21 protein-coding genes are annotated in these 25,528 nt (G+C 74.5%); 11 read left to right on the forward strand and 10 right to left on the reverse strand.

Features of this window, described 5'->3' with window-relative positions:
- Window positions 1-135: 135 nt before the first annotated feature.
- Entirely contained in the window at window positions 136-1,224 is a 1,089-nt protein-coding gene (locus ACFQ80_RS16640; protein ID WP_430564409.1) for a Gfo/Idh/MocA family protein, read from the reverse strand.
- Entirely contained in the window at window positions 1,221-2,378 is a 1,158-nt protein-coding gene (locus ACFQ80_RS16645) for a Gfo/Idh/MocA family protein (protein ID WP_430564410.1), read from the reverse strand. Before ACFQ80_RS16645 ends, ACFQ80_RS16640 begins: the two co-directional genes overlap by 4 nt.
- A 123-nt stretch (window positions 2,379-2,501) precedes the next feature.
- Here ACFQ80_RS16645 and ACFQ80_RS16650 point away from each other — a divergent pair, with 123 nt between their 5' ends.
- Window positions 2,502-3,554 (forward strand): LacI family DNA-binding transcriptional regulator, encoded by a 1,053-nt coding sequence (locus ACFQ80_RS16650; protein WP_430550938.1) that lies wholly within the window; start codon window positions 2,502-2,504, stop codon window positions 3,552-3,554.
- Window positions 3,551-4,681, forward strand: coding sequence for a threonine aldolase family protein (locus ACFQ80_RS16655; protein ID WP_430564411.1), 1,131 nt, complete (start codon window positions 3,551-3,553; stop codon window positions 4,679-4,681). Before ACFQ80_RS16650 ends, ACFQ80_RS16655 begins: the two co-directional genes overlap by 4 nt.
- On the opposite strand, the gene ACFQ80_RS16660 is transcribed toward ACFQ80_RS16655, so the two are convergent.
- Window positions 4,682-5,932 (reverse strand): MFS transporter, encoded by a 1,251-nt coding sequence (locus ACFQ80_RS16660; protein WP_430564412.1) that lies wholly within the window; start codon window positions 5,930-5,932, stop codon window positions 4,682-4,684.
- A gap of 132 nt (window positions 5,933-6,064) precedes the next feature.
- Between ACFQ80_RS16660 and ACFQ80_RS16665 the strand changes: the two genes are divergently transcribed.
- From ACFQ80_RS16665 to ACFQ80_RS16685, 5 genes are all read left to right on the forward strand, one after another.
- Entirely contained in the window at window positions 6,065-6,982 is a 918-nt protein-coding gene (locus ACFQ80_RS16665) for a winged helix-turn-helix transcriptional regulator (protein WP_430564413.1), read from the forward strand.
- A 39-nt stretch (window positions 6,983-7,021) separates the two neighbouring features.
- On the forward strand, window positions 7,022-7,486 hold the full coding sequence (locus ACFQ80_RS16670; protein ID WP_430550934.1) for an SRPBCC family protein: 465 nt from the start codon (window positions 7,022-7,024) through the stop codon (window positions 7,484-7,486).
- A complete protein-coding gene (locus ACFQ80_RS16675; protein WP_430564414.1) occupies window positions 7,483-8,742 on the forward strand; it encodes a glycoside hydrolase family 3 N-terminal domain-containing protein in 1,260 nt (419 codons plus the stop codon). Before ACFQ80_RS16670 ends, ACFQ80_RS16675 begins: the two co-directional genes overlap by 4 nt.
- A gap of 83 nt (window positions 8,743-8,825) precedes the next feature.
- Complete coding sequence (locus tag ACFQ80_RS16680; protein WP_430564415.1) at window positions 8,826-9,641, forward strand: class I SAM-dependent methyltransferase; 816 nt, start codon at window positions 8,826-8,828, stop codon at window positions 9,639-9,641.
- 41 nt (window positions 9,642-9,682) lie between these two features.
- A complete protein-coding gene (locus ACFQ80_RS16685) occupies window positions 9,683-10,570 on the forward strand; it encodes a CHAD domain-containing protein (protein ID WP_430564416.1) in 888 nt (295 codons plus the stop codon).
- An 82-nt stretch (window positions 10,571-10,652) separates the two neighbouring features.
- Here ACFQ80_RS16685 and ACFQ80_RS16690 read toward each other — a convergent pair whose 3' ends face one another.
- From ACFQ80_RS16690 to ACFQ80_RS16715, 6 genes are all read right to left on the reverse strand, one after another.
- The gene (locus tag ACFQ80_RS16690) at window positions 10,653-10,964 is read right to left on the reverse strand and encodes a hypothetical protein (RefSeq protein ID WP_430564417.1); all 312 of its coding nucleotides are present in this window, start codon (window positions 10,962-10,964) and stop codon (window positions 10,653-10,655) included.
- The gene (locus ACFQ80_RS16695) at window positions 10,961-12,232 is read right to left on the reverse strand and encodes an anion permease (RefSeq protein ID WP_430564418.1); all 1,272 of its coding nucleotides are present in this window, start codon (window positions 12,230-12,232) and stop codon (window positions 10,961-10,963) included. Before ACFQ80_RS16695 ends, ACFQ80_RS16690 begins: the two co-directional genes overlap by 4 nt.
- Window positions 12,233-12,371: 139 nt before the next feature.
- Complete coding sequence (locus tag ACFQ80_RS16700) at window positions 12,372-13,379, reverse strand: NAD-dependent epimerase/dehydratase family protein (protein ID WP_430564419.1); 1,008 nt, start codon at window positions 13,377-13,379, stop codon at window positions 12,372-12,374.
- Between the two features lie 29 nt (window positions 13,380-13,408).
- Window positions 13,409-16,165 (reverse strand): alpha/beta fold hydrolase, encoded by a 2,757-nt coding sequence (locus tag ACFQ80_RS16705; RefSeq protein WP_430564420.1) that lies wholly within the window; start codon window positions 16,163-16,165, stop codon window positions 13,409-13,411.
- A 2-nt stretch (window positions 16,166-16,167) separates the two neighbouring features.
- Complete coding sequence (locus ACFQ80_RS16710) at window positions 16,168-17,190, reverse strand: 3-oxoacyl-ACP synthase III (RefSeq protein ID WP_430550926.1); 1,023 nt, start codon at window positions 17,188-17,190, stop codon at window positions 16,168-16,170.
- Window positions 17,191-17,374: 184 nt separating this feature from the next.
- Window positions 17,375-19,600, reverse strand: coding sequence for a S9 family peptidase (locus ACFQ80_RS16715; RefSeq protein ID WP_430564423.1), 2,226 nt, complete (start codon window positions 19,598-19,600; stop codon window positions 17,375-17,377).
- 240 nt (window positions 19,601-19,840) lie between these two features.
- On the opposite strand from ACFQ80_RS16715, the gene ACFQ80_RS16720 reads away from it, so the two are divergent.
- From ACFQ80_RS16720 to ACFQ80_RS16735, 4 genes are read left to right on the forward strand one after another with little or no spacing between them, the layout of a single operon-like run.
- Entirely contained in the window at window positions 19,841-21,367 is a 1,527-nt protein-coding gene (locus ACFQ80_RS16720; RefSeq protein WP_430550925.1) for a branched-chain amino acid ABC transporter permease, read from the forward strand.
- A gap of 13 nt (window positions 21,368-21,380) precedes the next feature.
- Window positions 21,381-22,382 carry a branched-chain amino acid ABC transporter permease gene (locus ACFQ80_RS16725; protein WP_430564421.1) on the forward strand — a complete coding sequence of 334 codons (1,002 nt, stop codon included), beginning with the start codon at window positions 21,381-21,383 and terminating at the stop codon, window positions 22,380-22,382.
- Window position 22,383: 1 nt separating this feature from the next.
- Window positions 22,384-23,364, forward strand: a complete 981-nt coding sequence (locus ACFQ80_RS16730) for an ABC transporter ATP-binding protein (protein ID WP_430550923.1) — start codon at window positions 22,384-22,386, stop codon at window positions 23,362-23,364.
- Complete coding sequence (locus tag ACFQ80_RS16735; RefSeq protein ID WP_430550922.1) at window positions 23,361-24,146, forward strand: ABC transporter ATP-binding protein; 786 nt, start codon at window positions 23,361-23,363, stop codon at window positions 24,144-24,146. The genes ACFQ80_RS16730 and ACFQ80_RS16735 overlap by 4 nt, the downstream gene beginning before the upstream one ends.
- Window positions 24,147-24,338: 192 nt before the next feature.
- Here ACFQ80_RS16735 and ACFQ80_RS16740 read toward each other — a convergent pair whose 3' ends face one another.
- A complete protein-coding gene (locus tag ACFQ80_RS16740; RefSeq protein WP_430564422.1) occupies window positions 24,339-25,232 on the reverse strand; it encodes a hypothetical protein in 894 nt (297 codons plus the stop codon).
- Window positions 25,233-25,528: the final 296 nt, after the last annotated feature.

A 25,528-nucleotide genomic window follows, 5' to 3' on the forward strand; every position in this document is an offset into this window, starting at 1 on the left:
ACCCGCCCCCCCACCCGCCCCCCCCCCACCCCCCCCCCGCCACCCCCCCCCCCCCCGGCACAGCCGCCCGCCGGGCCGCCCGGGGGGGGGCGGGTGGGCCCCGTGCCCCCCCCCGGCCCGATCGGCGCGGTCGGGTCAGGGCGTGAGCACCCGGGCCTGCTGCTGGGCGAGGACGCTCAGCTCGGCGGCCTTGAAGGCGTGCTCCTGCGTCATCGCGTTCTCGGTGCGCTCCAGGCAGTCGAGGATGAGCTGCCCGAAGTAGGGGAAACCGACCTGACCGTCCGCGACCAGGTGGTGCTCGCCCTCGCCGTCGACGAGGAACACGTGCCCGCCGCCCTCGCCGGTGCCGACGTTGACGTACTTGCGCAGCTCGATGTACCCCTCGGTGCCGAGGATGATCGTGCGGCCGTCGCCCCACGTGCTCAGGCCGTCCGGCGTGAACCAGTCGACGCGCACGTACCCGGTGGCGCCGTTGTCCATGACGATGCCGGCCTCGCCGAAGTCGTCCAGCTCCGGGTGGTCCGGGTGGTGGTAGTTCGCGACGGCGGCGTGGCTGATCTCCGCGTCCTTCGCGCCCGCGTAGTGCAGCATCTGGTCGAAGTTGTGGCTCCCGATGTCGCACAGGATGCCGCCGTACTTCTCCTTCTCGAAGAACCAGTCCGGGCGGCCGGTGCCGAGGCGGTGCGGGCCCAGGCCCATCACCTGGAGCACGCGGCCGATCGCCCCGCGGTCGACGAGCTGCTCGGCCAGCACGGCGGCCTCGACGTGGATGCGCTCGGAGTAGTAGACGGCGTACTTCTGGCCGGTGCGGGCCGTGGCCTCGCGGGCGGCGGCGAGCTGGTCGAGCGTCGTCAGCGGCGCCTTGTCCGTGAAGTAGTCCTTGCCCGCCTCGATGACCCGCAGCCCGAGCGGCGCGCGCTCGGAGGTCACCGCGGCGCCCGCGACGAGGCGCACCTCGGCGTCGTCGAGGATCTCGGCCTCGCTGCGCGCGACCTGCACGTCGGGGAACTTGCTGCGCATCACCTCGACCTTGGACGGGTCCGGGTCGTACACCCACTTCAGCGTGCCGCCGGCGCCCGCGAGCCCCTCGCACATGCCGAACACGTGGCCGTGGTCGAGGCTGGTCGCCGCGAAGACGAACTCGCCCGGCTCGACGACGGGCGCGGGCACGGGGTTCGGCGCGTAGGCGGCGCCGCTGGCGGTGCCCGTCGGGTTCGCGCTCATGCCTTCGCCCCCACGGTGATCGCGCCCGGCAGCTCGCCCACCGAGGCCGTCTTCTCGAAGAACCGCGGCGCCCGCTCCACGAGGGTGCCGGTGCGGTAGAACGGGTCGTCCGGCGACAGCGGCAGGTCCACGGCGCGGCGCTCGATGCCCGCCTCGTAGATCGCCGTGACCAGCTCGATGGCGCGGCGGCCGTCCTCGCCGTCGACGGCGGGACGACGGCGCTCGCGCACGGCGTCGAGCATGTCGGCGATCTGCCCGGCGTGGCCGGTGTGCTCCAGCGGCCGGTGCGCCGCCGCGACGGCCTCGATCTGCGCGACGCGCTCCACGTCGTCCTCGTCGGCGGGGAAGCCGTTCGGGTTGGCCAGGTTCGCCTCGACCTTCCACGGCTGCGAGACGCGGGCGTCGCGGCCCTGCACGACGATGGCCTGCTCCTCGCCGTGGCTCACCACGGAAGCGGTGACCTCGGCGAGCGCGCGGTCGTACTGCAGCACGCTCACGGACAGGTCCTCGACCTCGGCGTTCTCGTGCGCGGCGTTGGTGAGCACCGACGTCACGGCCTTCGGGGAACCGAGCATCCACAGGGTCATGTCGAGGTGGTGGATGGCGTGGTTGAGCGTGCAGCCACCGCCCTCGCGCTCCCAGGTGCCGCGCCACCACAGGTCGTAGTACTCGGTGCCGCGCCACCAGGCGGAGCTGACCTGGGCGTGCGTGACCGGGCCGGCGAGGCCGGAGTCGAGCACCTCCTTGAGCGTCGCGATGTCGTCGCGGAAGCGGTTCTGCGCGACGACGGACAGCAGGCGCCCGTTGTCCTTCGCGGCCGCGATCATCGCGTCGCACTCCTCGAGCGACGGCGCCATCGGCTTCTCGACGAGCACGTCGACACCGGCCTCCAGGGCCTGGATCGACAGGGCGGCGTGGGTGGAGGGCGGCGTCGCGACGCTGACGAGGTCGAGGCGCTGCTCGGCGGCGAGCATCTCGGCGGCGTCGGTGTAGACGCGGGCGCCGTCGAGCCCGAGCTCCGCGCGCAGGGCCTCGGCGCGCCCCGGGGCGGGGTCGCACAGCGCGACGATCTCGCACTCCTCCCCGAAGCGCTGGTAGCCGTCGATGTGCGCCCGGGCGATCCCGCCCGTGCCGACGATCCCGATGGTGAGCATGGTTCCTCCGATGGAACAGCGAGCTGGCGGTCCGGCATGATACGTATCATGCGACGGTGATCAGGGTGGCCGGAGGGCCGTCGACCTGTCAAGGCGAGAGGTGAGGGAGGTCATACTGTGGCGATGTCCCACCCGCCCACCAGCCGCGACGTCGCGCGCCTCGCCGGGGTGTCGCAGGCGACCGTGTCCTACGCGCTCACCGGGCGCGGCACCATCTCGGCGGCCACCCGCGAGCGGGTGCTCCAGGTGGCCGAGTCCGTCGGCTACCGGCCCAACCTCGCCGCGCGGTCCATGCGCACGCGGCGGTCCGGCCGGCTCGCCGTGGTGACCGGAGCGACCCTGGACCACCAGCTCCGGGTGCTCACCGGCGCCGGCGAGGTGGCCGAGGCCGAGGGCTACGTCATGGAGACGCACACGATCGACGGCACGGTGGAGCAGCGCACCACGCGCGTGCACGAGCTCGCCGCGAGCCGCCAGTACGAGGGCGTCCTGGCCCTGGTGCCCGTGCTGCCGGAGGTGCTCTCCGACCCGTCCGCGCCGGCGGACGACGCCACCCCCGTCGTCGCCGAGGCGGCGTTCGACGAGCAGATGCGCAGCCTGGGCGAGCTCGCCGACGCCGGCACGGTCGAGGTCTTCGTCGCAGCCCTCGTCGCCGCGGGGTTCCGGCGCTTCGTGCACGTCGGCGGCCCCGACCACTACGCCTCCGCCCGGGCACGGCGCGATGTCTACCTCGCCTCGGTCGCGCGCGCGGCCGCCGACCCCGCCACGAGCGACGTCGTGTCCCTCGGCGTCCTCGGCGGCTCCTGGTCGGGCGACGACGCGCGCCGCGCGGTCGCCGGGCTCCCCGCCGACGCACCGCCCCTGGCCGTGATCGCCGCGAACGACCATCTCGCCGCCGGCGTGGTCCGCGGCGCCGCCGAGCGCGGCTGGTCGGTACCCGGGGACCTCGTCGTCACCGGCTGGGACGACGTCGAGATGGGGTCGCTGATGATGCCGTCCCTCACCACCGTCGCCGTCGACTTCCCCGAGGCCGGCCGCACCGCGATGCGCCGGCTGGTCGCGACCGTGCGGGGCGAGCCCCGCCCGGGGCCCGGCGCGCCGATCCACCGCATCGTGTGGCGCGAGTCCACCGGCGGCGTCGCCGGCCCGGCCGACCCGCCTACCCTGGGCGCGTGACCGAGCCCCGCACCCTCCCGCCGTTCGCCTCCGACAACTACGCGCCCGCGCACCCGGACGTCCTGGCCGCGGTCGCCGCGGCGAACGACGGGTACGCCGTCGCGTACGGGGACGACCCGTGGACGGCCCGGCTCGACGTCCGCATCCGTGAGGTCTTCGGCACCGGGGCGCTCGCGTTCCCGGTGCTCAACGGCACGGGCGCCAACGTCGTGTCGCTCACCGCGCTCTCGCCGCGCTGGGGCGGCGTCGTCGTGTCCGACGTCGCGCACGTGAACACCGACGAGAACGGCGCACCCGAGCGGGTCGGCGGCCTCAAGCTGCTCGCCTGCCCGTCGACGGACGGCCGGATCACGCCCGACGACGTCGCGCGCTGGGCCGGGCAGCGCGACGACGTGCACCGCGCGCACCCCGCCGTCCTGTCGCTGACGCAGTCCACCGAGCTCGGCACGGTGTACCCGCTCGACGACCTGCGCGCGCTCACCCGCGTCGCGCACGACCTGGGGATGGCCGTGCACGTGGACGGCTCCCGGCTCGCGAACGCCGCCGCGTCGCTCGGCTGCTCGCTGCGGGCGCTCACCACCGATGCCGGCGTCGACGTCGTGTCGCTGGGGGCCGCGAAGAACGGCGGCATGCTCGGCGAGGCCGTGCTCGTGCTCGGGCCCGACGACGCCCCGGACGCCGCGTCCGCCCGCGCGCGGCAGGCGGCGTCGGCCGCCGTGCCGTTCCTGCGCAAGGCGACGATGCAGCTGGCGTCCAAGACGCGGTTCGTCTCCGCGCAGCTCCTCGCCCTGCTCGGCGAGCCGGGCGACCCGGCCGACGACGAGCCGCTGTGGCACCGCAACGCCGCGCAGTCGAACGCGATGGCGGCCCGGCTGCGCGCCGGGCTCGAGGCCCTCCCCGGCTCGGACGAGGACGGCGTGCGCGTCACCCGCCCCACGGAGGCGAACGCCGTCTTCGCCACGCTCCCCCGCGCCGCCGCCGACCGGCTGCGCGCCGTCGCGCGCTTCTACGACTGGGCCGACGGCGAGACACCCGGCCGCGTCGAGGTGCGGCTCATGTGTGCCTGGGACACGGCGCCGGGGACGGTCGACGCGTTCGTCGCGGCGGCCGCCGACGCCCTCGCCTGATCACCGCGACAGCTCGAGGGTGGCGGCGTCGTAGTCCTCGAGGTTCCGCAGCCGCCGCACGGGGCTGAGGCCCACGATGACGGGCCCGAGCAGCAGCACGAACGCGGACCCGAGCAGCACGGCGCGGTTCCCCACGTGCGCGGCGAGCACGCCGGCCGCGAGCGACCCGAGGGGGATCATGCTCCAGGAGACGAACCGCACGGTCGCCATCACCCGTGAAAGGAGCTCGGGCGGGCTGGCCACCTGCCGGTAGGTGCGCGTCACGACGCTCCCCGGCACCACGGACGCCCCGAACACCATCGTGCCGACGGCGAAGCAGAGCCACCCGGCGGCGCCGGCGCCGAGCGGGATCAGCAGCGCACCGGCGAACCCGAAAAGCCCGTCGAACAGCAGCACCCGCGCGGACCCGAAACGCCGCACGAGCCAGGGCGTGGCGGCCGCCGCGAGCAGGGAGCCCACGCCGTCGGCGGCGAGCAGCACGCCGACCATCGCGGGCGGGGCGTCGAGGTCGCGCACCAGGTAGAGCGCGAACAGCCCCGCCTGCACGCCGCACACGAGGTTCACGACGCAGGCCCACCACGTCGCGGGCGCGATCACCGGGTGCCGCACCACGAACCGCCAGCCCTCCGCGATCATCTGCCGCATCCCGGGCCGCGTCTCCCCGTCGCCGAGGGCGGGCTCGCGCCGCTCGGGCAGCCGCCGCAGCAGCAGGGCCGACACGACGTACGTCACGGCGTCCACCAGCAGCGCGGGCACGGCGCCGACCGCCTGCACCAGCAGGCCCGCGACCGACGGCCCGCCGAGCTGCGTGGCGGCCTGCGTGCCCGAGACGAGGCTGTTGCGGCTGGTCAGCTCGTGCTTCGGCACCACCGTCGGCAGGAAGGTCGTGTTGGCGGTGAAGAAGAACACCTCGGCCACGTTCACCGCGAGCGCCGCCAGCACCAGGTGGGCCAGCGACAGCTCCCCGAGCCACCACACGAGCGGGACGGCGAGGATCGCGGCGGCACGCACCAGGTCGGCCACCACCTGCGTGGCGCGCAGCGGCAGCCGGTGCACGATCGCGCCGGCGGGCAGGCCGAGCACCACCCAGGCGAGGTACGACGACGCGGCCAGCAGGCCCGTCTCGACCGGGCCGGCGTCGAGCACGGTCACCGCGGCGAGCGGCAGCGCGACGGTCGTGACGGCGGTGCCGACGCCGCTGGTGGTGCTCGCGGCCCAGTAGGTCCAGAACGGCCGTGCACTCGTGGCCATCGGCCACCTCCTCGCTGTGGACGGCCGCCCCGGGAACAGGTGGGGCGTGACCGTCGTTGTAAGTTCCAGATTGGAACTTACCCTACGGCGCGGGATGGACGCGCACCCCGGCCCGGCGAGAGGATGACCCCCATGCGCCGCGAGGACCTTGCCGACAGCTCGTGCGGCATCGCCCAGTCCCTCGGCGTCGTCGGCGACTGGCAGAGCCTGCTGATCGTGCGCGAGGCCGCCGCCGGCGTCACCCGGTTCGAGGGCTTCGACCGCGAGCTGGGGCTGTCGCGCCGAGCCCTCACCGAGCGGCTCGGCGGCCTCGTCGAGCACGGCGTCCTGGAGAAGGTGCCGTACTCCGAGCGCCCGCCGCGCCACGACTACCGGCTCACCGCCCGCGGCGAGGGCCTGCTGCCCGTACTGCTCGCCCTGCAGGAGTGGGGCACGCGGTTCCTCCTGGGCGACGGCGAGGTCAGCGGAGCGCTGGGCGACGGCGACCTCGCGCGGGCCCGCGCGCTCGAGGGCACGCGGGTGCCCGACGTCGCCCTCACGGCGCACGACGGCTCCACCGTGCGGCTCGTGGACCCCGACCGGTGGACCGCCCTGTTCTTCTTCCCCGGCGCGTACGCTCCCGGCACCCACGGCTACCCGCCGCGCTGGGGCGACGTGCCCGGCACGGCCGGCTGCACGCTCGAGTGCGTCACCTACGGGCGTCGGCACGCCGACCTCGAGGCGGCGGGGGCGCGGGTGCTCGGCGTGAGCACGCAGCACCCCGAGCAGCAGGCCGCGTTCGCCACCCACGCCGCGCTGCCCTACCTGCTCGCGTCGGACCAGGACGGGCTCGCGGCGTCCGCGCTGCGCCTGCCCGTGTTCCGCGCCGGCGGGTCCGACCGGCTCAAGCGCGTCACGCTCCTGGTGGACCCGTCCGGCGTCGTGCGGCACGTGCAGGCGCCGGTCACCGACCCCGCCCAGTCGGTCGACGACGTGCTCGACCTCGTGCGCGAGCTGGCGGCCACCCCGTCGGCGGGGACGGGGACGGCGGCGGCGAGGACCCGGCGTTAGGGTCGGAACGAACCGGAGCCGGCGGAAGGAACCCCCACCATGACCAGCCCCTACATCCCGTCCGACCACCGCTACCCGCACGTCGCCGAGGCGTCGGTGCACGTGACCCAGCCGCCGGAGCGGGTGTGGGCCGAGCTCATGCATCCCGGCGCTCGCTGGATGCTGGGCGCGAACATCGAGACCGACTTCCGGCCGGGCAGCCCGATCACGTTCGAGGGCCACTTCTTCGGCCGCCAGTTCGCCGACAAGGGCGTGGTGATCGCCGTCGACCGCCCCCGCCTGCTGCACTTCACCCACTTCTCGCCGCTGGCGGAGCTCGCGGACGTCGAGGACAACTACCACGAGATTCGCATTACTCTCGAACCGGACGAGACGGGTACGGTCGTGTCCGTGAGGCAGGAGAACATCGACACGGCCCAGCACGCGACGAACTCGCAGGCGCACTGGCAGGACGCGCTCGCGACCCTCGCCCACCGCGACGGTGCGCCTGCCCGGCACGCGTGACCTCCCGCCGGCCGGCGCCGGCCGTCACCCTCGCGCTCCTCACCGCCGTCCTGCTCGCCGCGTGCTCCGGCGCGGGCACCGAGCCGTCGCCCGGACCGGCGTCGTCCGCCGCCCAGGGATCGCCGTCGCCGAGCCCCTCGACCGTGTCGCCGAGCGCCTCACCGAGCGCCTCACCGAGCTCGACCCCGACCCCCACCCCGGAGCCCACCGGCAGCCAGCACCCCGATGACGTGCTGGCGGGCTGGAGCCTGGAGCAGAAGGTCGGCCAGCTGCTCATGGTCGGGGTGTCCGTGAGCGACCCGGCCGCCGTCAGCGCCGAGTCGGTCCGCGACAAGCACGTGGGCAACGTGTTCCTGCACGGCCGCAGCACGGCGGGCGTGGACGCGACCCGCGAGCTGGTCGACGAGTACACCTCTCTCGTGTCCCGCCGCTCGACGCACGGCACGCCGCTGCTCGTCGCGACCGACCAGGAAGGCGGCCTGGTCCAGGTGCTGCGGGGCCAGGGGTTCTCCGAAATCCCGAAGGCCACCGAGCAGGCCACGTGGAAGCCGGGCACGCTGGAGAAGCGCGCACGGGGCTGGGGCGACGAGCTCGCCGCCGCCGGCGTGAACCTCAACCTGGCGCCCGTGATGGACCTCGTCGACGAGGACGCCGCCGCGGACAACCCGCCCATCGGCTACTTCGGCCGGAACTACGGCTACACGCCGCGGTCCGTGGTGCGCTCCGCGAACGCGTTCGGCGCCGGGCAGCGGGCCGCCGGCGTCGAGCCCGTGATCAAGCACTTCCCGGGGCTCGGCCGCGTCACGCAGAACACCGACACCGACGCCCGGGTGACCGACGACGTCACCACCCGCGACGACGCGTCCGTGCGCGTCTTCGCCCGCGGGATCGAGGCGGGCGCGCGCTACGTGATGATGTCGAGTGCGGTGTACGACCGCATCGACCCCGACGCTCCCGCCGTGTTCTCCCCCGTCGTCGTGGGGGACGTCCTGCGCGGCGACCTGAGGTTCGACGGCGTCGTCATGACGGACGACGTGTCGGCCGCCGCCCAGGTGCAGGACCGGTCCCCCGGCGAGCGTGCCGTGGACGCCGTCGACGCCGGGGTGGACCTGGTGCTCGCGTCCGCGGACCCGTCCGTCGCGCCCGCGATGGCGGACGCCCTGGTCGCGAAGGCCCGCACCGACCCGGCGTTCGCGAAGAAGGTCGACGCCTCCGCGCGCCGGGTGCTGGCCGCCAAGGACGCGTCGGCCGGCTGACGCCCACCCCCGCATCGAGGCCCGTGGTCCGCCCTCGGCGAACCTCGTTGACCCGGGCAGCGGCGCGGGTCTTGGCTGACCGCATGAGCGCCACTCCCTCGCTGGACCCGGAAGAGCTCCGCCAGGTCGCGTCGTCGTTCGGCGTCGACGCCGCCGCCTACGACCGGGCCCGTCCGCGCTACCCCGACGCGCTGATCGCGGCGGTCGCGGACGCCGCGCGCGACGCCGCCGCGGGCCCGGTGCCGCGCGTGCTCGACGTCGGCGTGGGCACCGGGATCGTGGCGCGGCAGCTGCGCGCGGCCGGCTGCGACGTGCTCGGGGTGGACGTCGACGAGCGCATGGCGGAGGTCGCGCGGCGCGACGGGTTCGAGGTCGAGGTGGCACGGTTCGAGGAGTGGGCGCCGTCCGGCCGGTCGTTCGACGCCGTGACCGCCGGCCAGACTTGGCACTGGGTGGACCCCGTCGCCGGGGCGGCCCGAGCCGCGGACGTCCTGCGCCCCGGCGGCGCGCTCACGGTGTTCTGGAACGCGGGCGACCCGCCGCACGACCTGGCCGTCGCGTTCGCCGAGGTGTACCGGGAGGTGCTCCCGGGCACCCCGCTGGCGGCCACCGGGACGGCGTCGGCGGAGACCGCCTACCGGCAGATGGTGGAGGCCGCGGCCGACGGTCTGCGCCGCACCGGCCGGTTCTCCGCGCCGAGCGAGCGGCGCGACACCTGGGAGCGGACCTACACGCGCGACGAGTGGCTGGCCCTGGTGCCCACGACCGGCGTCGCCACCCGGCTCCCGGCCGCGCGGCTCGAGCCCCTGCTCGCGGGGCTCGGCGCCGCGATCGACGCCGCCGGCGGCCGCTTCGTGCAGCAGGGGTTCACGCTCTCGGTCGGCGCCGTGCGCGTCTGACCTCGCGCGGCGGGAGCCCGGGCGGCGGGCGAGGATCGAGCATGGCCCGCACCGCCGGCGACGTCCTCGCCGCCGCGATCCGCACCCACGCGGAGGCGGTCCTGCGCGGGCACGACGACGTCCGGGCGGCCGCGGTGCGGGCGTCGGGTGCGCCGGAGGCCGCGCCCGACGCGGTGCACGACGCCCGGGTGGCGGTACGGCGCCTGCGTGCCACGCTGCGCGTCTTCCGGGGCTGCACGGCGCCCGAGCCGGGCACGGTCGAGGCCCTCACCTGGTGGGTGCGCACCCTCGGCGCGGCGCGCGACGCCGAGGTGCGGCGGGCCGGCCTGGCTGCGCTCGCCGCAGACCTCGAGCGCCCGTCGCCGGACGTGCTCGCGGGGCTGGCGACGCTCGACGGCGCGCTGGTCGCGGCCGACGCCGCCGCCCGGGCGGAGGTCGCGACGGCGCTCGCCTCGGCCCGGTGCCGGGACCTCACGGCGCGGCTCGACGTGCTCGCCGCCGCGCCCCCGCTGGCCGACCGGCCCGGGACGCCGGCCGCGACGGCCCTGCGAGCCGGCGTCGAGCGCGAGCTGGCCCGGGTCGGGCGCCGCGCGAGGCCGGTGGCCGCGTGGCGTGACCCCGGATCGGGCGACCGGCCGGCGCCCGGCGTCGTGCACCGGCTCCGCAAGGCGGCCCGGCGGGCGCGCTATGCCGCCGAGGTGCTCGCCGGCTCCGGGGACCGCACCACGGACCGGTGGGCGGACGACGTCGTCGCGCACCATCGCGAGCTGCAGGACCTGCTGGGCACCGTGCACGACGCGGACGTGCTGCGCGCGACCCTCCTCGACCTGTCCGGGCCGCGGACCGCCGCGGCCGTCGCCGCGTGCGTGAAGCTGGGCGACGAGCGCGCGGCGCAGGCTCTCGCCGCCGCGGCCGCGGCCGTCCGCTGAGGGGCCGAGAGACCTTCGAGCACGCGATCCGTACCGCCGGACGGAGGGTTGGCGGTACGGATCGCGTGCTCGAAGGTGACGGTCAGTGGCCGCCGGAGACCAGGAAGACCAGGCCGAAGGCGATGGCGCCGACCACGACGCCCATGCAGGCAATGGCGCCGGCGAGGCGGGCTGCCGACGGGCGCGGGATGGCGACCACGCGCGACGTCGGAGCGTCGTTCGCGTCGCCACCGCGCGGAGCGGACGACGGCGCGGCCTGCGCCGCCACCGGGTCGGCCGACGTCGTGCCGGCCAGCAGCCGCAGCCCGAGCGCGAAGAGCGCGGGGATACCGGCGCCGACGATCAGCCCGGCCACGAGGACCTGGCCGAGGGCGCCCCACTCGATGAAGTTCATGCTCCCACCTTCGGGTTGGACGGGGCGCTGACGGTGCCTACGGCGCCGACGGCCGGCGCGACGGACGAGGCGGTGGCCACGGCGGGCACGGGCCCGACGCGCTCGCCGCCGGCCTCGCCGGTGGTGGCGGCGACGGGCTCGACGGACGCGCCCTTCTCCTCGTCCCACGCCTCGTTGACGTTGGTGTGGTCGACGGGCTTGCGGCGCGACGCGACCCAGATGGCCGCCGAGGTGACGACCAGCAGCAGGAAGACGGCGATCGTGCCGGCGGCGCCGCCGATGGACGACTCGAGCCAGTGGCACAGCGCGCCGACCAGGCCGGCGGCGGGGAGGGTGACCATCCAGGCCACGAACATGCGGCCCGCGACGCTCCACCGGACCTTCGCGCCCGGCATGCCGACGCCGGACCCGAGCACGGAACCGGTGGCGACGTGCGTCGTCGAGAGCGAGAAGCCGAAGTGGCTGGACAGCAGGATGACGGCGGCGGACGACGTCTCGGCGGCCATGCCCTGGCGGGTGTCGATCTCGACGAGCCCCTTGCCGAGCGTGCGGATGACGCGCCAGCCGCCCAGGTAGGTGCCGACCGCCATCGCGACGGCGCAGGACACGATGACCCAGAACGGCACGCCGGAGTCGGCCGGCACGGCGCCGCCCGCGATGAGCGCGAGCAGGATGATGCCCATCGACTTCTGCGCGTCGTTGGTGCCGTGCGCCAGGGAGACGAGCGACGCGGAGCCGATCTGGCCCCAGCGGAAGCCGCGGTTCGTCACGTCCTGCGGCACGCCGCGCGTCAGGCGGGCCACGAGCCAGGTGCCCACGCCGGCCACCGCGATGGCGACCACGGGGGCGATGAGGGCGGGCACGAGCACCTTGGCGATCACGCCCTCCCACAGCACGCCCGACGTGCCGACGGCGGCGAGCACGGCGCCCACCATGCCGCCCACGAGGGCGTGCGAGGAGCTGGAGGGGATGCCGAACAGCCAGGTGATGAGGTTCCACACGATGCCGCCGACCAGGCCGGCGAGCACGACGGGCAGGGTGATCACCCCGGCGTCGACGATGCCCTTGGCGATCGTGGCGGCCACGGCGAGGGAGAGGAAGGCGCCGACGAGGTTGAGGACGGCGGACAGCGCGACGGCGGTCCGGGGCTTGAGGGCTCGGGTGGCGATGGAGGTGGCCATCGCGTTGCCCGTGTCGTGGAACCCGTTCGTGAAGTCGAAGGCGAGTGCGGTCACGACGACGAGCGCGAGCAGAAGCGTCTCGGTCACGGCACCCATCGTGGGGGGTGAACCCGAGCGTTTTCGACCGCCGGTGGGCCGTTCGGTGAACTGTTCCGGGACTGTTCACCTGTTGTTCATCTGGCAGCGGCGTGTCGTGCTCGCGCGTGGCGGACGGCGTCCGCGAGAGCTACCGCGGGGGTGGCGCGGAGCCTCCGTAGTGCGCCGCCAGACGGCGCAGCCCCTCGTCGACGCTCACCCCGGGAACCCAGCGCAGGTCGCGGTGCGTGGCGCGCTGGTCGAACCAGTGCGCGGTGGACAGCTGCTCGGCCAGGAAGCGCGTCATGGGCGGCTCGTCGGCACCGGGGCGCACCCGCCAGACGGCCTCGACGAGGCCGCCGGCCGACCGCGCCAGGCCCGCGGGCACGCGCCACGCGGGGGGCCGCACGCCCGCGGCACGGCAGATGCCGGACAGCAGGTCGGCCACGGTGCGTGGCTCGCCGTTCGTCAGCACGTACGCCCGGCCGCCGACGACGTCGGGCGTGTCGGCGAGGCGGTCGAGGGCCGCGAGCATCCCGTCGGCGGCGTTGTCCACGTAGAGCGTGTCGATGAGCGCCGCGCCGCGCCCCAGCAGCGGCAGGCGGCCGCGGGCCGCGCGGTCGACGACGCGCTCCACGAGCTGGGTGTCCCCCGGACCCCAGACGATGTGCGGCCGGACGGCGACCACGCGCAACCCTCCGCGACCGGGTCCGGCGCCGGCGGCGTCCCGACCCAGGGCGAGCACCTCCGCGCCGGCCTTGGTGCGCGCGTACTCGCCGCGCGCCCCCTCCGGGTCGGCCGGGGTGGCCGGCGCCCCGACCAGGGAGGTCCCCAGGTGCGCGACCGACGGCGAGGACACCTGCACGAACCGGCGCACGCCCGCGCGCTCGGCGGCGTCCAGCAGGGTCCGCGTGCCGCCGACGTTCACCTCGTGGAACTCCGCCGGCGAGCCCGCCAGCGACACCTTGGCCGCCAGGTGCACGACCGCGTCGGCCCCGTCGACGGCCCGCGCGACGACGTTCGCGTCGGTGACGGAGCCGAGCACGTCGGCCGCGCCGTCGACGCCGGACGGTCGCCGCTGGAGCGTGCGCACGGCGTCGCCCCTGGCCACCAGGGCGCGGGCCACCGCGCCGCCCAGCAGCCCGGACGCGCCGGTCACCAGGACGGTCCCACGGGGCGCGGGGGCGGTCACGGGTGCCCCACCCGCCCGCCGGTGAGCACCCGGTCGGCCCAGGAGGCGAGCCGGGTGCGGTCGATCTTGGAGTTGTGCCGCACGTCGGTGGGCATGCGCGGCACGACCAGCACGGCCGCGAGCGGCACCGGCGAGGCGGCGCGCACGGCGGCCGCGAGGTCGTCCGGTGCGAGGCCGGGGCGGCGCGTGGTGCTGGTGGTCTCGACGACAGCCACCGCCTGGTGCACCCCCGCGGGCCCGACGCCGACGACGGCGGCGCGCCGGACCTCGGGCACCCGCTCCACGTGCTGCTCGGTGCCCACCGGCGCCAGGGGGCCGTCGGCCGTGCGCAGCACGTGCGCGAGGCGCCCCTCGATCCACAGGCGGCCCCGGTCGTCCAGGTGCCCGACGTCGCCCGTGCGGTGCCACCGGCCCGGCGGGGTGTCGCGCTCGGCCTCGACGTCGGTGAGCCACAGGCGGTCGTAGCGCTCCTTGAGGTGCCCGGCACGCACCAGGACCTCGCCCAGCACGCCCTGGGCCCCGGACGGCGCGCCCGTCGCCGCGCCGTCGTCGTCGAGCGCGCTGACCAGCACCTCGCCGCCGCCGACGGGCCGGCCCACGCAGACGCCGGCGTCGGGCGCCCCGGCGGCCTCCCGGATCCCGTCGAGCGTGATGTCGGTGACGAGGAGGCACTCCGTCATCCCGTACGGCGTGTGCGGGGTCGCGGACGGCATGAGCTCGGCCGCCGAGCCCAGCAGCTCGGCCGAGATCGGGGCGCCCGTCGAGAGGAACGTCTGCACCCGCGCGAGGGCCTCCCGGTCCCCGGCGTCCAGGACGTCGGCGGTCGCGACGACGTTGAGGATCGCCGCCGGGGACAGGAAGACGATGCGCGCGTCCGAGGCCCGCACCGCGTCGGCGACGGCCCGCGCGGTGAGCGTGGCCGGCGACGACACGTCCATCACGGGTGTGACGGACCGTGTGCCGAGGGCGGGCCCCAGCAACGCGAACGGGGCGAAGCCGGTGACCAGGCCCGTCTCCGGGCGGACGTCGAAGTGCGCGGCGAGCGCGTCCCGCAGCGCGGACAGCTCGGCGTGCCGGTAGACGACGCCCTTCGCCGGCCCGGTCGAGCCCGACGTGAACAGCACGGCGGCCTCGTCCTGGGGTCCGGGCTCCGGCGGCAGCGGGCGTCCCTCGCCGGCCCGGGCGACGTCGACCAGCTCGTGCGTCACCCCGAGCGCGCGGCGCACGGAGGGCGCCAGCGGCTCGGCCGAGATCCGCACCCCGGGCCAGCCCAGCGCCCGTGCCCCGGCCAGGCCCTTGCGCTGCGCGACGACGAACCGCGGCCACGCGCCCCGCTGCGCGCGCGTCAGCCCGCGCACGCCCAGCCCGGCGTCGGCCACCACGACGACCGCGCCGATCCGCAGGCACGCGTACACCAGCGCCGTCAGCGTCGGCCCCGGCTCCACCAGCAGCGACACCCGGTCGCCGTGCCGCACCCCGATGCCGTGCAGCCCGGCCGCGATGCGCCGCACCTGCCGGTCCAGCGCCCGCCAGCTCGCGGTGAACGGCCGCCCGTCCGCCGTCGTGGAGGTCGTCATGTCCAGCACCGCCGGCGCGTCGTCGTCGGCCCGCGCGTCCAGCGCCGTCCACAGCGGCACGAACGGTGTCGCGGAGTCGTCCGGCGGAGCGGACGGCGAGGTGATGCTCGAGGCGGAGGGGTCGGGAACCTCGGGCACGGATGTACGAATTCCCGAAGTGGAGGGCCCCCTGGGGCCCGTGAACGCATCCGTGCCCGGGGTTGCCGACCCCTCCGCCGACAGCACCTCAGGCAGGAACCGGAAGAGAGCAGGAGTCCAGTCCACGTCCTCGGCGATCAGGTGCCCGGCGTCCGCGAACCGGTGCACGTGCGCGTGCGGCAGGCGGCGGACGAGGTCGTCGAGGTACCGGTCGGAGAAGATCGGGTCGTGCGGCCCCCACAGCAGGACGGCGGGCACGGTGAGCCGGGCGACGCCGGCGGCGATGCGGTCCAGCTCGGGCGCGCTGGGGTGGGCGCCGTCCACAGGGATGTCGGCGACGAAGCCCTCGATGCCGTCACGCTCGTCGGCGGAGAGGTAGGGCAGGCGGTACGCGGCGGCGACGTCGGCGGCCAGCCGGGGGCGGGCCAGCGACAGCGTCGTCTCCAGGAAGGCGCGGGTGGTGCGCGTGCCGAGGCGGTGCACGGGCCCGGCGAGGGCGAGGCGCAGGGGCGCCGGGACGGGCGCGTCGTCGGGCTGGTGCACGGCCGTGTTGAGCAGCGCGACGCCGGCGAGCAGGTCGGGGTGGTCGACCGCCCAGCCGAGCGAGACGACGCCGCCCCAGTCGTGGCCGAGCGTCACGACCGGTCCCGTCAGGCCGAGCGCGTCGGTGAACGCGCCGAGGTCGGCGACCCGGCGCGCGAGCGGCCGGTGCTCCCCGGTGCGCTGCGACAGGCCCATCTCGAGCTGGTCGACGGCGACGACGCGCCACGCGGGCGCGCCGGCTCCGGCGGCGTCCAGCGCGTCGGCGACCAGCCGCCGCCACAGGTACGACCAGGTGGGGTTGCCGTGCACGGCGAGCACGGTGCCGACGGGCTCGTGACCGCGCGCCGCGAGCTCGGGCCCGTTGTCGAGGTAGTGCCACGACGCGCCGCGCGCGTCGGTGAGCACGTGGCTGTGGCGCGCGTCGAGGCCGGGCAGGCCCGGCGGCACGGTGTCGGCGGGGCGGGGGGTCGTGGAGGGCACGGTGCGGGTCGCCACCGTCACCACGCGAGCTCCAGCATCGCCGTGTTGATGCCGGAGCCGACGCCCATGAGCAGCACGCGGTCCCCGGCGCTCAGCGAGTCCTGCTGCTCCACCAGCGTGATGGGCACGGACGCCGGGCCGACGTTCCCGAGGCGCTCGTACGTGGTGGGCACCTTGGCGCGGTCGAGACCGACGGCCTCGACGATGGCGTCGGTGTGCACGCGCGAGACCTGGTGGGTGACGTAGCGGTCCATCGTCGCCCAGTCCCAGTCCGCGACGGCGTCCTTCCAGGCGTCGACGACGAGCTCGAGGCCGCCGTCGAGCAGCGCCTTCGCGTCCGTGAACATGCCCTCGGTGCTGCCCACGCACAGGTCGTGGAACCTCGTGGCGGCGCGCGTGACGCCGCCGAGGACGCGGTGGCCCTCGGGGTGCTCGTCCGTGCGGCCCAGGACGGCCGCGGCGGAGCCCGAGCCGAGGGTGAGGGACGCGAACTCCTGCATGAAGTCGTCGCGGCTGCGGTCCTCGCGCAGCAGCCGCTCGATGGTGCGGTCGTGGATGATGTCGGCGTCCTCGCCGTCGACGACGACGGCGTACCGGACCTGCCCCGACTCGATCATCCCGGCGGCGAGGCTCATGCCGTTGATGAAGCCGAGGCAGGCGTTGGCGACGTCGAAGTTCACGGCCGACGACGGCAGGCCGAGCCCGTGGTGCAGCCGCACCGCGACGGACGGCTCGAGGTGCCGGCGCGTCACGGAGGTGTTGATCAGCAGGCCGACGTCGGCGGCCTCGACACCGGCGACGGCGAGCGCCTCGCGCCCGGCGGCGACGGTCGCGTCGTCCACGTCCTCGTCGGCGGCCCAGGCGCGCCGTTCCCGCACGCCGGCGACGCGCTCGAGCAGCGAGGTGGGGAGCCGCAGGCGCCGCAGCGCGGGGGCGAGCCGCTGCTGCACGGCGGCCGAGGTCCGCACCCCGGCCGGGATCCTGCTGGTCACGGCCAGCAGGGAGACACCTGCGAACCTGGTGGTGGCGTTTCCTGACACACGAGCTCCAGACGACCGGTCGTGCGTGCCGCACGGAGCCGGCTCAGCGACGAGTTGGCGGGGCCGCACGACCCCGGCCCCGCGACGTTACGACGTCCGAGGCCCGCCCGCCGTTCCAACCCCGCGATGTGGGATCGGCCACGCAGGGTTCACCCGGGACGCACACCGGACGCCCGGACGTCCCTCACGCCGCGCCGAGGACGTCGAGCGTCCACGCGTGCTCGAAGGCGATCTCCTCCCAGCGCGCGTAGCGCCCGGAGACGCCGCCGTGCCCGGCGGACATCTCGATCTTCAGCAGCGCCGGGGCGCCGGCGGCCCGCAGCCGCGCGACCCACTTGGCGGGCTCGACGTACAGCACGCGCGTGTCGTGCAGGGACGTCGTGGCCAGGACCCGCGGGTAGGCCGACGCGTCGTCGGGCACGTTCTCGTACGGCGCGTACCCCTTCATGCGGGCGTACACCTCGGGATCGTGCAGGGGGTCGCCCCACTCGTCCCACTCGACGACGGTGAGCGGCAGCGTCGGGTCGAGCATCGAGGTGAGCGCGTCGACGAACGGCACGCCGGCGAGCACGCCCGCGAACAGGTCGGGCGCGAGGTTGAGCGCCGCGCCCACGGTGAGCCCGCCCGCGCTGGCGCCGTCGGCCACCATCCGCTCCGGCGACGTCCACCCCGTCTCCACGAGGTGCCGCCCGCACGCGACGAGGTCGCTGAAGGTGTGCTCCTTGGCCGCGAGCTTGCCGTCGTCGTACCAGTGCCGGCCCAGCTCGCCGCCGCCGCGCACGTGCGCGACGGCGAGGACGACGCCACGGTCCAGCAGGCTGAGACGCGGGACGGAGAAGTACGGGTCGATGCTCGTCTCGTACGCGCCGTACGAGTACAGCAGCAGCGGCGCGGGCTCGGCGCGCGTCCCGGACCCGTCGAGCGTCACCGCGTCGCGCCGCCACACCAGGCTGATCGGCACGCGCGTGCCGTCCTCGGCCGTCGCCCACTCGCGGTGCTGGGCGTAGTCGGCCGGGTCGTAGCCGCCGAGCACGGGCTGCCGCTTGCGCACGTGCCGCTCACCGGTGGCGAGGTCGACGTCCACCACGGTGGCGGGCGTGACGAACGACGTGTGCTGCACCCGCAGCAGCGGCTGCTCCCACGCGGGGTTCGCGTCGAGGGCCACGGAGAACAGCGGCTCGTCGACGTCGATCTCCCGCGCCGTCCACGGCTGGTCCGCGGTGGTGCGCGCGGTGTCGGCAAGGTCCACGACGGCGACGCGCGGCAGCGCCTCGCGCCGCAGGCTCAGCACCACGTGGTGGGCGAAGGCGTCCACGCCCTCGAGCCGCACGTCCGGGTCGTGGGGCACGACGACGCGCGCCTGCGCCGGGTCCAGCGGGGTCGCCGTCGCGCCGTCGCCCGTCGCGGGGACGTCCGTCACGACCAGCTCGAAGTTCTCCGCGCCGCCGTTGTGCAGCACGAGGAGCGCGTCGCGCCCCTCGCCGTCCCCCATCACGGCGTGCTCCACCGTGTACTCGACGTCGTCCCGCCGCTCCCACACGACGCGGAACTCGCCCGTCGGGTCGTCGGCCTCCAGGACGCGCGCCTCGCTGGTCGTCTTGGACCCGGCCTCGATCACCAGGTAGCGGCGCGAGCGCGTGAGCCCGACGCCGATCCAGAACCGCTCGTCGGGCTCCTCCAGCACCAGCACGTCGTCGGACGACGGCGTGCCGACCTCGTGCCGCCAGATCCGGTACGGCCGCCACGCGTCGTCGACCGTGGGGTAGAAGACGTACCGGCCGTCGGGCGTGAGGACGGCGCCCGGGAACGTGTCCTCCACGACGTCGGGCAGGTCCGTGCCCGTGGTCAGGTCGCGCACGCGCAGCGTGAACCGCTCGTCGCCCTGGGTGTCGACGGCGTAGGCCAGCCGCGCGCCGTCCTCGGACACGTCGAACGAGCCGAGGGAGAAGAAGTCGTGGCCCGCGGCCGCGGCGTTCTGGTCGAGCAGCACCTGCTCGCCCGCCGGCACCGTGCCCGCCTCGATGCGCGGGGGCGCCCACTCCCCCGCGGCGGGCACGCGCGCGTGGATCGGGTACTGCCGGCCCTCCTCGGTGCGCGTGTAGTACCAGGCCCCGCCCATCCGCACGGGCACCGACAGGTCGGACTCGAGCGTGCGCGCCTTGATCTCGTCGAAGACCGCCTGCCGCAGCGGCGCCAGGTGCGCCAGCTGCGCCCGCGTCCACGCGTTCTCGGCCTCCAGGTGCGCCAGCACCTCGGGCGAGGACTTGTCGCGCAGCCACTCGTAGTCGTCGACGACCTCGTCGCCGTGGTGACGGCGGACCGTGGGGCGGCGCTCCGCGACGGGAGCGCGGTCGGGGACGGCTCCAGGGGAGGCGTCGTCGGAGGCTTCGAGGTCAGTGGGAGCGGTCAGGTCGTCGGGCACCCGGCCAGCCTAGGTCCGCGGCGGCGAGGCACGGATTCCGCCCGCGTGATGCCGGACTGTGACCTGGATCTGTCATTTGGGTCACATTTTCGTGGCTACACTCGCGGCACGCTCGCGAAACGCCGGGGATACATGGGGCCTTTAGTGTCCCTGCATCGACGGGGTGAGCGGGCGGAACCCCGGGCTCGCCCCCGGGGGAACGACATCGACACACGGAGGACCCGGCCGATGACGACGGACCGACCGACCAGGGCGATCGCACTGCGCCGCACGGTGGCAGCACTCGCGATCGCCCTCGCACCCGCTGTGCTCGCCTCGCCACCAGCGCAGGCGACGCCGGGGGCAGACGTGGCGCACACCAGCAGCGCCGTCACCAGCACCAGCACAGGAAGTACCACCGGCACGAGGGTCGCGACCACCGTCGCGACCGACTGCAGACCCGACGACTCGACCGCCTGCGTCGCCGTCGTCGTCATGAACGACGCGGGCGACCGGATCGCCGACGCCGAGGTGACCATCACCGGGCCCGGCGGCTTCGACGAGACCGTCACCACCACGGCCGACGCTCCCGTGTCGGTGGCGGTGCCCGAGGTCGGCCGCTACATCCTCACCCTCGACCCCGCGTCCCTGCCTGCGGGCGAGCAGCTGCCGGAAGGCGCGTCGACCGAGCTCCAGGTCACCGCCCAGACCGGCGGCACCGGACGGGCCGCCTTCCGGGTCGGCGGCGAGGCGGTGGCCTCCGAGAGCCCCAGCGCCGAGGCCACCACGGCGGCACCGGGCGGCGACGACGGCACCGACGCGGGCACCGACACCACCACCGAGGGTGACGGCGTCGCGACGGCGCCGGAGGGCGACGCCTCCGAGCGGGCGTTCTCCTGGGGCCAGGTGTGGCAGCAGTTCGGCTCCGGCATCCGCTTCGGCCTGCTGCTCGCGCTCGCGTCCATCGGGCTCAACCTCGTCTTCGGCACCACCGGGATGTCGAACTTCGCCCACGGCGAGCAGTTCGCCCTCGGCGCCGCGCTCGGCTTCATCGCCATCAACCAGATGGGGATGTCGATCTGGGTCGGTGGCCTGCTGACCATCGCCGTCTGCGCCCTCACCGGCGTCGCGCAGGATGCGGCCATCTGGCGCCCGCTACGCCGCAGAGGCACTCCCGTGATGCAGCTGATGATCGTCTCGATCGGGTTGTCGATCACGCTGCAGTACGTGATCCAGCTGCTCATCGGCGGCGGGTCGGAGCGCATCCTGTCGGCCAACCCGCGGCCCCTGACGCTGCTCGGGATCACCCTCAGCACGACGTCGTGGATCTCGATGGCGGTCGCGCTGGTGTGCCTGATCGGCTTCGCGCTCTTCCTCACCCGCACCCGGCTGGGCCGGGCCACCCGCGCCGTGTCCGACAACCCGGCCCTGGCCTCGGCCACCGGCATCGACCCCGACAAGGTGGTCCGCGTCGTGTGGATCCTCGCCACCGCGTTCGCCGCGCTGGCCGGGCTCATGTGGGGCATCTCGTTCGGGTCGTTCAACTGGCAGCTCGGCGTGCAGCTGCTGCTGCTCATGTTCGCGGCCGTGACCCTCGGCGGGCTCGGCACCGCCTTCGGCGCCCTCGTCGGGTCGATCCTCATCGGCCTGGTCGTCGAGCTGTCCAACCTCGTGATCCAGAGCGACCTGCGGTACGCGTCGGCGCTCGTGATCCTCATCCTCGTGCTCCTGATCAGGCCGCAGGGCATCCTGGGCCGCCGCGAGCGGATCGGCTGAAGGGAGACCGACCATGGACGAGTTCCTCAGAATCCTCACCCAGTCGCTCGCCGAGCTCATCGCCCCGACGACGGCGGCCTACGCCGTCGCGGCGATCGGCCTCAACCTGCACTTCGGGTACACGGGCCTGCTCAACATGGGCCAGGCGGGCTTCATGCTGCTCGGCGCGTACGGCTTCGGCATCGCGACGATCGCCGGTGCCCCGTTCTTCGTCGCGCTGCTCGTCGCCCTGATCGCGGGGCTGTTGTTCGCTCTGGTCCTCGGCATCCCGACGCTGCAGCTGCGCGGCGACTACCTGGCGATCGTCACCATCTCCGCCGCGGAGATCATCCGGTGGATCGGGCGGTCCACCTGGCTGCAGGAGTGGACCGGCGGGGCCTCCGGGCTCCAGGGCCGCAACTACAAGGGCACCTTCCAGGACCTGTCGCCCCTGCCCGACGGTCGCACGGTGATCGGGCCGCTCGAGTACATCAACACCGGCTCCGACTCCTGGTGGACGCGCCTCTTCGCGTGGGGCGTCGTCGCCCTGGCCCTGCTGTTCGTCTGGCTCATCACCCGCAGCCCGTGGGGCCGCGTCCTCAAGGGCATCCGCGAGGACGAGGACGCCGTGCGGGCGCTCGGCAAGAACGTGTACTCGTACAAGCTGCAGTCGCTGGTGCTGGGCGGCATGCTCGGCGCGCTCGGCGGCGTCCTCTACGTGCTGCCGATCACCATCGCCCCGGACGCGATGGGCCGCACCATGACGTTCTTCGTGTGGACCGTGCTGCTGCTCGGCGGGGCCGCGACCGTCTTCGGCCCGGTGCTCGGCGCGATGATCTTCTTCGGCGCCTACATGTTCATGCGCACCGGGATGCGCGCCCTGTCCGAGAACACCGGGGTGGGAGAGATCATCAGCACCACCAACGTGGAGCAGATCGGCGGCATGCTGGTGGGTATCACCCTCATGCTCCTCGTGATCTTCAGGCCGCAGGGCATCCTCGGTAACAAGAAGGAGCTGGCCTTCAATGTCCGCTGACATGTCCGAAGAGACCACAGCCGGCGACCAGCCCGAGTCCGTCGTCGACGCGGCGGCCGCGGCCGCCGTCGCCCCCACCTCCGCCGTCGCCACCGAGGCGCGCGACGACCTCGCGCAGGTCGAGCCCGTCGTCGGGGCGCCCAAGCCAGACGCCATCCTCGTGGCCGACGACGTCGTGCGCCGCTTCGGCGGCATGACGGCGGTCGACGTCGCACACCTCGAGGTGCAGCGCGGCGCCATCACGGCGCTCATCGGCCCCAACGGCGCCGGCAAGACGACGTTCTTCAACCTGCTCACCGGCTTCGACACCCCCGAGAGCGGGCGCTGGAGCTTCGAGGGGAAGTCGCTCGCCGGCAAGAGCGGGGCTCGCGTCGCCCAGCAGGGGATGGTGCGCACGTTCCAGCTCACCAAGGCGCTGTCGCGGCTCACGGTGCTGCAGAACATGCTGCTCGCGTCCCCGAAGAACCCCGGCGAGCGCTTCTGGCTCTCCTGGCTGCCGTTCACCTGGCAGGGGCACGAGAAGGCCGCCACCGAGAAGGCGATGGAGATCCTCGCCCGGTTCAAGCTCGACGCGAAGGCCGACGACTTCGCCGGGTCGCTGTCCGGCGGGCAGCGCAAGCTGCTCGAGATGGCGCGCGCCCTCATGACCGACCCGACGATGATCATGCTCGACGAGCCGATGGCGGGCGTGAACCCCGCCCTCGTGCAGTCCCTCCTGGGGCACGTGCAGGCGCTGCGGGACGAGGGCATGACGGTCCTGTTCGTCGAGCACGACATGCATGCCGTGCGGCACATCTCCGACTGGGTGGTGGTGATGGCGGAGGGCCGGATCGTGGCCGAGGGCCCGCCGGCGACCGTCATGCAGGACCAGGCCGTGGTCGACGCGTACCTCGGCGCCCACCACGACACCGACCTGGGCGACGACTCCCTGCTCGACCCCGAGATCCTGGCCCGCCTCGAGGCCGAGGAGGAGAAGCGATGAGCGACACCTCGACACTCACGACCCCCGCGCACCCCGGCGGCGTCCCCGAGGGGAAGGAGCTCCTGCTGCGGGCCGACAACCTCGTCGCGGGCTACCTGCCCGGGGTGCACATCCTCGACGGCTGCTCGATCGAGGTGGGCAAGGGCGAGCTGGTCGGCATCATCGGCCCCAACGGTGCCGGCAAGTCCACGCTGCTCAAGGCGTTGTTCGGGCTGGTCAAGATCCACTCCGGCACCGTGACCCTCGGCGGTGAGGACATCACCGGGATGAAGGCGAACACCCTCGTGGCGCGCGGCGTCGGGTTCGTGCCGCAGACCAACAACGTCTTCCCGTCGTTGTCGGTCGAGGAGAACATGCGGATGGGGGTGTACCTGCGCCCGAGGGTCTTCGACGAGCGCTGGTCGTTCATCCGCGACCTGTTCCCCGTGCTGCACGAGCGCCGCACCCAGCGGGCGGGCGCCATGTCCGGAGGCGAGCGGCAGATGGTGGCCATGGCCCGGGCGCTCATGATGAACCCGTCGGTGCTGCTGCTCGACGAGCCCTCGGCAGGCCTGTCCCCGGTGCGTCAGGACGAGACGTTCCTGCGCACCCGGATGATCAACAAGGCCGGCGTGTCGATCATCATGGTGGAGCAGAACGCCCGCCGCTGCCTGCAGATCTGCGACCGCGGCTACGTGCTCGACCAGGGCAAGGACGCGTACACCGGCACGGGGCGCGAGCTCCAGTCCGACCCGAAGGTCATCTCCCTGTACCTCGGCTCCCTCGCCGAGGACACGAAGTAGCCCCACCCCCGCCGAGGTAGTTCGCATCGCGCCGAGGTAGTCCGCATCGCGCCGAGGTAGTCCGCATCGCGCCGAGGTAGTTCGCATCGGGCCGAGGTAGTTCGGGCCCGGCCAGGGAGGCACCTCGCGAGTACGGCGGCGGCCGCTCAACAGAGCAGCCGCCGCCGTTGCCGCGGGAGGATCGGTCGTCGTTCAGGCGGTCAGCCCGAGCAAGGCACGACGCCGAGCGACGAGGTACGCGCGGCGCAGGCGCTGCTCCAGCGCCGCCAGGTCGTCCAGCTCCTCCCACCGGACCCGGACGACCATCCACCCGGCGGCCTCGAGCGCACTCTGCCGAGCCTCTTCGCCGCGGAGCACGCGCTCGACGTCGACGTCGTCGTACTTGACCAGTCCGTCGAACTCCACGGCGAGGCGAACGTCCGCCCAGCCCAGATCGACGTAGAACGTCCCCCGCACGGTCGGCACCTCGAGCTGGCACTCGGGTCGCGGTAGCCCGACGTCCGAGGCAGCGAGCCTCGTCACCGTCTCTCCTGGCGACCCCGAGCGCGGGTCGCACAGGTCGAGGATCTCTCGTGCCTGGACGACGCCCCGCTTGCCCCGGGACGCGGACACGATGCGGGAGACCTCCGCCGGGTCGGCACCGCGGCGGAACAGCGAGTCGCACGCGACCAGCGCGCCGTCGCGCGGGAGGGCACGGATGCAGTCGACCAGCGTGCGCGCGAGCGACGTCACCGGGATGCCGCGGACGTCGGCCCGGTCCTGCTGCGGCATCGGCGTGTGGTGACGACGCACCGACGGTTCGCCCTCCCCGTCCACGTGGGGGTTCCCTTCGCGCGTGAGGTGCACGAGCTGCGGCGTGCGATACGTCCACGCCCCGTGAAGCATCGCCGCGGTCTCGTGGCTGAACCACAGCGGCGCCGCGGTGCCGTCTGCCACCTCGCGCACCAGGGCGAGGATCGCCTCCTCGTGAGAGGGCGGCACGACGACGTCGTCGGCCGGGACGAGCTCCAGCGCGTCCGGCACGAGGGGCGGGTGCGTGGCGTCTGCCGAGAGCATCGTGGGCAACGGCGAGCCGGGAGCGTTCATGCTGTCGAGGATTCTGGTGATGCGCCTGATCGCAGGAAGGTGTTCGGACTCTCTCATGGATGAACCGTCGCGCGACGACCCTGCCGAATGCGGCGTTCCACCCTCGCGGATCGGCTGTTCGTGGACAAGCCCTGCCTGTGGGCAGCGTCTGAGGCGCAGAGATCTGGCACAACGTCCTCGGACTACCTCGCGGAGGTTTGAACTACCTCGGCACGACACGTGCTACCTCGGCACGATCTGGACTACCTCGGCACGACGACGGCCCGGCCGCTCTGTGCGTGGGTCCGGGCCGTCGT

Origin of the sequence: Isoptericola sp. NPDC056578 (assembly GCF_042793275.1) — a bacterium.
Taxonomy (GTDB): domain Bacteria; phylum Actinomycetota; class Actinomycetes; order Actinomycetales; family Cellulomonadaceae; genus Isoptericola.